Here is a 9432-nt window from a genome sequence, read left to right as displayed (position 1 = left end):
AACGACGTCGACCGCCTCGCCGACCTGCGCGAACCGCTCCTGCGCGTCTGGCAGGACGCCGCCCGCACGGGAGCCGTCGCCTCCGTCACCAACGCGCTCATGCTGCTGTGCGCGGAGAGCTACCTCGCCGGCCGCTGGGACGACACCCAGCGCTTCGCGGAGGAGGGACTGGAGCGCGCCGAGTCCTACGGGTACGTCAACTTCGTCTGGTTCCTGCACTACAGCAAGGCCCTCGCCGCGGCCGCGCTCGGACAGCAGGACGAGGCGGAAGAACCGCTGGAGGAAATGCTGGCCTGGTCGACCCCGCGCCAGGCCTTCATCGTCCCGCAGCACGTGTACCGCGTACGGACCCTCGCGGCGATCGGCCGCGGCGACTTCGAGACGGCGTACACCGAGGCCACCAAGATCAGCCCACACGGACTGGAAGCAGGCACCGCCCGGCAACTCCAACTCTTCGTCGCCTACGACCTCGTCGAGGCGGCCGTCAGGACCGGCCGCACCGAGGAGGCCCGGGGGTTCGTCGAGGCGATGCTGCGGATGGACATCACCAAGATCTCCACCCGCTGGGCAATGCTCGTGGCCGCAGCGCAGGCGCTGGTGTCCGAGGGAGAGGCGGCGAACGCCCACTTCGACCGGGCCCTCGCAGCGGCGCCCGAGAACCTGTGGCCCTTCGAACGCGGGCGCGTCCTGCTGGCCCACGGCGAGCACCTGCGCAGGGAACGGGCCACGGTGGAATCGCGCGTCCGCATCAACGCGGCGCTGACGATCTTCGATCGGCTGCGGGCCGCACCGTGGGCCGAGCGCGCCAGGAACGAACTGGGAGCGACCGGCGTGTCCCGGCGCCGGACCGGCTCGACGGACGTCGGACTCACTCCGCAGGAGCTGCAGATCGCCACGCTCGCGGCCTCGGGCCTGACGAACAAGGCGATCGGCGAACGGCTGCACCTGTCCGCCCGCACGGTCGGCGGACACCTCTACAACGTGTTCCCGAAACTCGGCGTCACCGCCCGCGCCGGCCTGCGCGACGCACTCACCGCCCTCGCCGCGGACGAGTAACCGCGGCCTCACCGACGCCCTCCGGGAAGAATGCCAGGACGATGAGGGCAGCCCCCCTCGCCGTTTCACACCGACGATGGTTCGACCTTCCCCGACCCGCGTATACCGCGACGCGTCCTCAAAACCGGGGCGGGGCACCGGAAAGGTGCCCCGCCCGCAGTTCGAGACTACTTTCCGAATGCGTCGCTGAACTGCCTCCACTCCTTTTCCGAGACCCAGTTCGCACCGCACGAGGGAATGGACCCGTCCTTTTCGGCGGCCACGATGTAATGCTGGCCGACCGTGAAAGTGAGGTTCTCCGGGAAGTCCGGGTCATTGCTCACGAGGATGGTGCGATTGCCGCCACCGCGCAGCCAATGGTCGACGTGGAGGGTGATCAGCGGCCCCTTTACGGAGGTGACCGTTCCATAGAAAAGCGTCGGATAACCAGCCAACTGGTCGGGAACAGGCGCCTGGCACTTGCCGTTGCCGTTCCCGGTGAGATTCAGCTCCTTGACGGCTCGGGTCGCGTGACCGCTTTCGGACTTCGCCGTGACTCCCGCGGTGACACCACCGCCGAGGAGCAGCGCGGCAGCCGCCGCGATCCCGAAGAGACGCTGACGCCCCCTTCCCACGGTGATCCTCGCGGCGGGAGTCGCGGTGTCGAATTCGGTGTTCTCCGACGACGCTACGGAGTCGGTTTTCATGGCAGCCTCCACAAGACGATGGATGTCCGGCAGCGGAGCTCGTGAGGTCGATGCGGGGTCCGCATCCCTCAGTAGGGTCAGCAACTCGTTGTCATTCACTGACCGCTCCTTCCTTCACTCATCTTGTGTCCGGCGAGTTCGGCGTTCTTTCGCCCCGACCACAGCTGTTCGGCGATTTTCTCGATCTGCCGTGGAGCCAATTCCTCCCACGCCCACAGCAGGTCGCTGTGATCGGTGACCACGGGCACCGGTGCCTGCGACACATCGGCCAGGCCGACGGGTCTCCTGTTCCGTCATGGATTCCACGCCCCGTCCGTGTCCGCCACCGGCCGAGTCCTTTCAGCGAGTCCTTTCAGCAAGGAGGTGGCGCCCATGCGAGTGCCCGCCCACCGTCGGTGACGGTGGACGGGCACGGTCGTGTCCGGAGCGGTCAGCTCTCGTCGGGCGTCAGCCGCAGCGAGATGCTGTTGATGCAGTACCGCTGGTCCGTGGGCGTCGCGTAGCCCTCGCCCTCGAACACATGCCCAAGGTGCGACCCGCACCGGGCACACCGCACCTCGGTGCGCACCATCCCGTGCGAGCGGTCCTGGATCAGTTCGACCGCGTCGGTGTCCTTCGGGTCGTAGAAGCTCGGCCAGCCGCAGTGGGACTCGAACTTCTCGTTCGAGGTGAAGAGTTCGGCGCCGCAGGCGCGACAGGAGTAGACGCCCTTGGTCTTGGTGTCGGTGTACTCACCGACGAAGGCCGGCTCCGTGCCGGCCTGCCGCAGCACCGCGTACTCGGCCGGGTTCAGCTCCGCGCGCCATTCCTCGTCCGGCTTTTCGACGTCGTACGACATGAAGCTCAGCCCCTTACTTCGCGAGACGGTCCAGGATCCGCGGGCCGAGGTCAGTCACATCGCCCGCTCCCATGGTGAGAACCAGATCACCGGGCTTCGCCATTCCCGCGACGGCCTCGGGCACGTCCGCCTTGTCGTGGACCGGGGTCACGTCGGCGCCCGCCACGCGCGCGGCCTCGATGATCAGCTCGCTGGTGACGCCGGGGATCGGGTCCTCGCGGGCCGGGTAGATGTCCAGGACCAGCGAGGCGTCCGCGAGGGCCAGGGCCTGGCCCATCTCCTTGCCGAGTTCCTGGGTGCGGGAGAAGAGGTGGGGCTGGAAGACGACCAGCAGGCGCGAGGTGGAGGCCGCCGCGCGCATCGCCTCCAGGTCCGCCGTCATCTCCGTGGGGTGGTGGGCGTAGGAGTCGATCACCTGGACGCCGGCCGCCTCGCCCTTGAGCTGGAGGCGCCGCTTGACGCCCGTGTAGGCGGCCAGCGCGGGCGCCAGTTCCGCCGCCGGGATGCCGAGCGCGGCGCCCGCGGCGAGGGCGGCGACCGCGTTGCTCGCGTAGTGGCGGCCGGGGACCGAGACGGTGAAGGTGAGTTCCTCGCCGCCCAGGACCACCGTCACCTCGCTCTTCAGGCCCTGTGCGACCACGGAGAGGATGCGTACGTCGGCGTCCTCCGCCTCCCCGTACGTCACCGTCTTCACGGAAACGGAATCGGAGTCGGCCACCCTGCGGGTCAGCTCCCGCGCGCCCTCGTGGTCGGCCGAGATCACCAGCGTGCCGCCGGGCACGATCCGGTCGGCGAAGGTCTGGAAGGAGTCGTAGATCTCTTCCATGGACGCGTAGTTGGCGTGGTGGTCGAGCTCCACGTTGAGGACGATCGCGACCTCGGGGGCGTACTTGTGGAAGCTGCGGTCGGATTCGTCGGCCTCGGCGACGAAGATCTCGCCGTCGCCGTGCAGCGCGTTCGAACCGGGGGCGTCCAGGTCGCCGCCGATCGCGTACGAGGGCTTCAGGCCCAGCTCGGTCAGCGAGACCGCGAGCATCGACGTCGTGGTCGTCTTGCCGTGCGTGCCCGCGACGGCGATCGGGCGCAGGCCGTCCATCAGGCGGGCCAGCGCGTCCGAGCGGTGGACGACCGGGATGCCCAGCTCGGCCGCGCGGGCCAGCTCGGGGTTGTCCTTGCGGATCGCCGACGACACGACCACGCAGGTGGCGTCGTCGGCGAGGTGCTCCGCCGCGTGTCCGATGTGCACGGTGGCGCCCAGGGCGCGCAGCGCGTCGGCGGTCGCGGAGTCCTTGGCGTCGCTGCCCGCGACCTTCGCGCCGCGCTGCGCGAGGATCTTGGCGATCCCCGACATTCCGGCCCCGCCGATGCCGATGAAGTGCGGTCGGTCCATGGCGGTGGGAAGGCCGGGTGCCATGTGTGTCTCCCTGTGCGTGCTGGTTCGTACGGATACGGCGGACGTTCGGCGGCCAGCCTATTCGGTGCCACCGACAATCACGGACACCCGCCCGCCGCTTCCCCGCCCGCTACTCCTTGCTGTGCGAGAACAGCTTCAGCACCGGTACGCCGACCTTGTGACGGGCCCGCGAGGCCCAGTCGCGGTGGAAGAACTCCTCCACGTAGTGGGGGTCGGTCAGCACGATGACCTCGTCGGCGCCGATCTCGTCCACCAGGGTCTTGAGGGCGTCCAGCGGGTGGTCCTCGATGAGCCGCCCCTCCGCCGCGCTGCCGGCCGCGTGCAGGGCTTCCAAGGACACCGACAGGGCCTGCGCGCCGAGTTCCGCCGCGTCCTTGCCCTCGGGGGTCTCCCGCTCGTGCGCCGCCTCGTCGAGTTCGCCGAGGGCGACGTCGTCGATGGCCCGCAGCAGGCGGTCCGCCTGGTCGCCGCGGGGCTGGAGCAATACGTGGAAGGAGACGGTCTCGTCACCGTGCAAGGTGGTGACGAACTCCACGTCGGCGGACGTAAGGGCCTTCTCGATCATCAGTACGCTTGTGAACACCAGGCGCCCTTTCTCCTTCGAGGACCCTCGGGCCCTCTCTCCTCCGTGGGCCTGCCAGGCCCTGCGGAAACCATCCTGCCCCGTGATCGCACGGGTACTGCCGGATTTAGTGTGCCCGTCGAAAGACAAACGGAACGGATCATTCCGCCCGTTTTCAGCTCCGACGGTAGCGACCGAACAGGAACCCGACCTCTTCCAGCAGGGACACCAGTTCGAAGCGCTGAGGAACCTTAACCGACGGCCCCCCGGCGATCCGCTGCGCCTCCCCCGCCACGAGCATCGGCGAGAGGGTCACGCACAGTTCGTCGAGCACTCCGGCGGCCACGAACTGCCCGAGCAGCCGCGGCCCGCCCTCGGTCAGCAGCCGGGTGTGTCCCAGGTCCGCGAGCGCCCGTACGGCCCGTGCGGGGTCCACGCCGGCGCCGTCACCGGCGACCACCACCCGGGCGCCCGCCTTCTCGGCGGCGGCGACGCGGTCCGGCGCCGCCAGAGCACCGGTCAGGACGAGCGTCGGCACCAGGGGCGAGACGAAAAGCGGAAGCGAGAAGTCCAGGTCGAGGCTCGCGGTGACGACCGCGATCACGGGGGCGGGCCCCTGTCCGGCCGCCGCCCGCGCCGCCGCGAACTCGGCACGCGCGCGTGCGGGCCGGTAACCCTCCTGGCGTACCGTTTCCGCACCGACGACCACGACATCCGCCAGTGCCCGCAGGGTGCCGAAGATCCGCATGTCGGCGTCACCGGAGATGGGCTGCGAGCGGCCCTCGTGCTGACCGGCCCCGTCCAGCGTGGACACCATGTTGGCGCGCAGCCAGGGGCCCTCCCCTACGGGGTAGGCGTACGCCTCCGCGAGTTCCGGAAGCCCCCACTCCCGGTCCGTCCCACGCGCATCAGGGGCCCCGTCCGAGGCCTGGGCTGCTGTTTCGTCGGTCACAGGGAACAGGCGTCGCATGTCGTGCAGTGTGGCACGGCCCTTAGAGTGGTGAACCGTGTCGTCCTCCTCCGCCGCCTCCGGGATCAGCCCGATAGCAGACGCGGCCCCGCTGTCCCTGTGCGCCCGTGAGCCGTTCGTCCCCGCGGACCGGCTGGTCGCCGAGATGGTGCCGCCGCCGCGCTTCGACTCGGTGCGCTTCGCCACGTACATCCCGGACCCGAACCAGCCCAGCCAGACCGAGGCGGTCGGCGTCCTGGAGACCTTCGCCGCCGGACTCGGCGGAGCGCACGCAGCCACCATGAAGCGCGGCTTCCTCGGCTTCGGCAGAGGCAGGGCGCCCAAGACCTCGGCGGGCCCCCGTGGCGTCTACCTGGACGGCGGCTACGGCGTCGGCAAGACCCACCTGCTGGCCTCGCTCTGGCACGCGACCCCGGCCGAGCCCGCGCTCAAGGCCTTCGGCACCTTCGTCGAGCTGACGAACCTGGTCGGCGCGCTCGGCTTCCAGAAGACGGTCCAGACGCTGTCGGGCCACCGGCTGCTGTGCATAGACGAGTTCGAGCTGGACGACCCGGGCGACACCGTCCTGGTGTCGACCCTGCTCGGCAAGCTGGTCGACGCGGGCGTCGCGCTCGCCGCCACCTCCAACACGCTGCCGGGCAAGCTCGGCGAGGGCCGGTTCGCGTCGGTCGACTTCCTGCGCGAGATCCAGGGCCTGTCCGCGCACTTCCGCTCGCTGCGCATCGACGGCGACGACTACCGCCACCGCGGGCTGCCCGAGGCCCCGAAGCCGTTCACCGACGAGCAGGTCACCAAGGCGGCGTACGCCACCGCCGACGCCTCGCTGGACGACTTCCCGCACCTCCTCGCCCACCTCGCGAAGGTCCACCCCAGCCGCTACGGCGCGCTGACCGACGGCCTCAAGGCGGTCTGCCTCACCGACGTCCGGCCGATACCGGACCAGTCGACGGCCCTGCGGCTCGTCGTCCTCGCGGACCGGCTCTACGACCGTGAAGTGCCCGTCCTGGCCTCGGGGTTGCCCTTCGACCGGCTGTTCAGCGAGGACATGCTGAACGGCGGCTACCGCAAGAAGTACTTCCGCGCGATCTCCCGCCTCACCGCGCTGGCCAGGGACGCCAAGAGCCTCGTCGAAACCGTCTAGTTCACGCCAGCGCAGGCACGCTTTTCACGCTCTCTTGGATCGGAAACGCTCCGTTAACCCTGCAAACAACTTCGCCGGGATACCGTGTCACTTGACCAGCCGTTGACCTGGCCTTGGTCTGTACTAGGAACACGGATCGGTCGAAGGGGGGCGCATGTTCCGAGGCAGGACGGCTCGGACCGTCGTGACGCTCCTCACCGCCGTCCTTCTCGCCCTCCCGTTCTTCGCACCCATGGAATCCTTCGCACCCGCGCACACAGCGCGTCATGCGGAGGCCAAGGCCCAGCCCGGGCTCAAGCCCAGCGGCAAGGCCCTGCGCGCCGAGACGATCACGTTCCGCGACTGCGGCGCCTCCGGGACCCCCACCGTCCCGATGCGGCTGCGCGACCGTTTCCGCAGCGTCGACTGCGGGCCCGAGACGCCCGAACGCCCCCTGCTGACACAGGACCCGGCGGCCGTACGCACAGAGGTGGCGCCCGGCGCGGCGCACCACCGCACAGCGAGATCCTCGACAGCGCACTCTCCGGCGGCACTTCAGGTCTTCCGCTGCTGAGAGCCGAGCAGGCAGTCGGTTCCCCCACGCACACTGTCATGCAAGCCCGACGCGCCCAGAGGGCGCGCCAGGAGGAGTACTCACGCCATGCAGCCCCTCATCGACAACGCCCGTACGTTCGGACAACGCCCTGAGGAGTTCGCCAAACTCGCCGAAGGCCAGTCCCCGCAGGTGCTGTTCATCACCTGCTCCGACTCCAGGGTCGTACCGGCCCTGATCACGGGCGCCCGCCCCGGCCAGCTCTTCGAGCTGCGCACCGCCGGCAACATCGTTCCGCCGTACGCCTCCCAGCACCCCACGAGCGAGGCGTGCACCATCGAGTACGCCGTCGAAGTCCTCGGCGTCTCCGACATCGTGGTCTGCGGCCACTCGCACTGCGGCGCGGTCGGCGCCCTGGTGCGCGGCGACGACCTGACCGCCGTACCCGCCGTGCGCGACTGGCTCACGCACGCCACTCCGAAGCCGGAGGGGACGGTCGACGACCCGGCCGTGTCCGAAGGCGTACAGAGCCACGTCCTCACCCAGTTGCTGAGGCTGCGCTCGTACCCGTACATCGAGAAGAAACTGAAGGACCGTCAACTCGCCCTGCACGCCTGGTTCTACGAGGTCCACACGGGCGCGGTCCTGGTGCACGACCCGGCAGCCGACGCCTTCAAGTCCCTGTGAGCGCGCCGATGTTGACCAAATTCCCTCATCTGCGGGAGGACTTCGCCGCCTCCCTCGTCGTGTTCCTGGTCGCGCTCCCGCTCTGCGTGGGCGTGGCCGTCGCCTCCGGTGTCCCGGCCGAACTCGGCCTGGTCACCGGCATCGTGGGCGGGATCGTCACCGGACTCATGCGGGGCAGCAGCCTCCAGGTGTCCGGGCCCGCCGCCGGTCTGACCGTGCTGGTCTTCGAGGCGGTGCGGGAGTACGGACTGCCCGCCCTCGGGGTCATCGTGCTCGCGACCGGCGTGCTCCAAGTCCTCATGGGCGTCCTGAAGTTGGGGCGCTACTTCCGGGCCATCTCGGTCTCGGTCGTCGAGGGCATGCTGGCCGGTATCGGACTGGTGCTGATCGCCGGGCAGTTGTATTCGGTGGCGGGGGCGAAGGCCCCCGCCTCGGGGCTGGACAAGATAGCCGAGCTGCCCGGCGCGCTCGTCGACGCCGCCGGGAACACGAAGGCACTGGCCTCGCTCGCGCTCGGCGCCGCCACCATCGCCGTCCTGGTGCTGTGGAAGCGGCTGCCGGCCAAGGTACGTACGGTGCCGGGCCCGCTGGCCGCCGTAGGACTGGCGACCCTCGCCGCGCTCGCCTTCGGGCTGCCGGTGGCGACCGTCGAGGTGCAGGGGCTGCTCGGCTCGCTCCAGCCGCCGCCACTCGGCGAGTTCGGTGAACTGGCGCAGGTCGGGCTCCTTGGCACGGTGGTCGCGTTCACCCTGATCGCGTCCGCGGAGTCGCTGTTCAGCGCGGCGGCGGTGGACCGGCTGCACTCCGGGCCGCGCACCGAGTACGACAAGGAGCTGGTCGCGCAGGGCGCGGGCAACGCGATCTGCGGGCTGCTCGGCGCGCTGCCGATGACCGCGGTGATCGTGCGCAGCGCGGCGAACGTGCAGGCGGGCGCGCGGACGAAGGCGTCCCGGGTGATGCACGGCGTGTGGCTGCTGCTGTTCGCGGCACTGCTGCCGGACGCCCTCGCGTACATCCCGATCCCGGCCCTGGCGGGCATCCTGGTGCACGCCGGCGCCAAGCTGATCCCCGTCCGGGAGATCGTGTCGCTGTGGCGCGAGCACCGGGGCGAGGCGCTGATCCTGGTCGTCACGGCGTTGTCGATCGTCGCGGTCAGCATGTTCGAGGGCGTCCTCATCGGGCTCGCGCTGGCCGTCGCGAAGACGGCGTGGGAGGCCTCGCACATCAAGCTGGAGGTCGTCGACAAGGGCTCCGGCCCGGTGCAGGCCTACCTGTCGGGCAACGCGACCTTCCTGCGGCTGCCGAAGATCCTCGACAGCCTGGAGGCACTCCCCCAGGACCGGCCGGTCGAGCTGCACCTCTCCGGCCTGCACCACCTGGACCACGCCTGCCGTACGGCCCTGGAGAACTGGGCCGAGCGGCACAGCGCGGCCGGTACCGAGCCGGTGAAGGTCACGGCGGTGAAGTAGCGGGGCCGGTGCCTGCTCCGGGCTGATCGTGGCCCCGGAGCAGGCACCGGGCATACCCTTGCAGGAGCAGACAGAAG

General features: G+C 70.0%; 11 protein-coding genes. 5 read left to right on the top strand and 6 right to left on the bottom strand.

Annotated elements, in window-relative coordinates; genetic code table 11:
• Positions 1-1056: LuxR C-terminal-related transcriptional regulator (locus tag ACIBJH_RS43350; protein WP_399122473.1), on the top strand; the 1056-nt coding region annotated here is incomplete at its 5' end.
• A gap of 167 nt (positions 1057-1223) precedes the next feature.
• On the opposite strand, the gene ACIBJH_RS43345 is transcribed toward ACIBJH_RS43350, so the two are convergent.
• From ACIBJH_RS43345 to ACIBJH_RS43320, 6 genes are all read right to left on the bottom strand, one after another.
• Positions 1224-1841, bottom strand: coding sequence for a hypothetical protein (locus ACIBJH_RS43345; RefSeq protein ID WP_399122472.1), 618 nt, complete (start codon positions 1839-1841; stop codon positions 1224-1226).
• Positions 1838-2005: a hypothetical protein gene (locus ACIBJH_RS43340; RefSeq protein ID WP_399122471.1), complete on the bottom strand. Its 168-nt coding sequence runs from the start codon at positions 2003-2005 to the stop codon at positions 1838-1840. The genes ACIBJH_RS43345 and ACIBJH_RS43340 overlap by 4 nt, the downstream gene beginning before the upstream one ends.
• A 167-nt stretch (positions 2006-2172) precedes the next feature.
• The gene (gene msrB / locus ACIBJH_RS43335) at positions 2173-2580 is read right to left on the bottom strand and encodes a peptide-methionine (R)-S-oxide reductase MsrB (protein WP_399122469.1); all 408 of its coding nucleotides are present in this window, start codon (positions 2578-2580) and stop codon (positions 2173-2175) included.
• Positions 2581-2593: 13 nt separating this feature from the next.
• On the bottom strand, positions 2594-3994 hold the full coding sequence (murC, locus tag ACIBJH_RS43330; protein WP_399122467.1) for a UDP-N-acetylmuramate--L-alanine ligase: 1401 nt from the start codon (positions 3992-3994) through the stop codon (positions 2594-2596).
• A 109-nt stretch (positions 3995-4103) separates the two neighbouring features.
• Positions 4104-4577, bottom strand: coding sequence for an indole-3-glycerol phosphate synthase (locus tag ACIBJH_RS43325; RefSeq protein ID WP_329259668.1), 474 nt, complete (start codon positions 4575-4577; stop codon positions 4104-4106).
• Positions 4578-4731: 154 nt separating this feature from the next.
• Positions 4732-5526, bottom strand: a complete 795-nt coding sequence (locus ACIBJH_RS43320) for a pyrimidine reductase family protein (RefSeq protein WP_399122466.1) — start codon at positions 5524-5526, stop codon at positions 4732-4734.
• Between the two features lie 37 nt (positions 5527-5563).
• On the opposite strand from ACIBJH_RS43320, the gene zapE reads away from it, so the two are divergent.
• The 4 genes from zapE (at position 5564) to ACIBJH_RS43300 (ending at position 9355) form a co-directional block, all read left to right on the top strand.
• Complete coding sequence (zapE, locus tag ACIBJH_RS43315) at positions 5564-6667, top strand: cell division protein ZapE (RefSeq protein ID WP_399122465.1); 1104 nt, start codon at positions 5564-5566, stop codon at positions 6665-6667.
• Positions 6668-6821: 154 nt separating this feature from the next.
• A complete protein-coding gene (locus ACIBJH_RS43310; protein WP_399122464.1) occupies positions 6822-7220 on the top strand; it encodes a hypothetical protein in 399 nt (132 codons plus the stop codon).
• A gap of 87 nt (positions 7221-7307) precedes the next feature.
• A complete protein-coding gene (locus ACIBJH_RS43305; RefSeq protein WP_362974225.1) occupies positions 7308-7886 on the top strand; it encodes a carbonic anhydrase in 579 nt (192 codons plus the stop codon).
• An 8-nt stretch (positions 7887-7894) separates the two neighbouring features.
• Complete coding sequence (locus ACIBJH_RS43300; protein ID WP_399122463.1) at positions 7895-9355, top strand: SulP family inorganic anion transporter; 1461 nt, start codon at positions 7895-7897, stop codon at positions 9353-9355.
• Positions 9356-9432 lie beyond the last annotated feature (77 nt).

It is taken from the genome of Streptomyces sp. NPDC050548, from assembly GCF_044457385.1.
Classification (GTDB): domain Bacteria; phylum Actinomycetota; class Actinomycetes; order Streptomycetales; family Streptomycetaceae; genus Streptomyces.
This window is presented reverse-complemented; position numbering and strand designations above follow the sequence as displayed.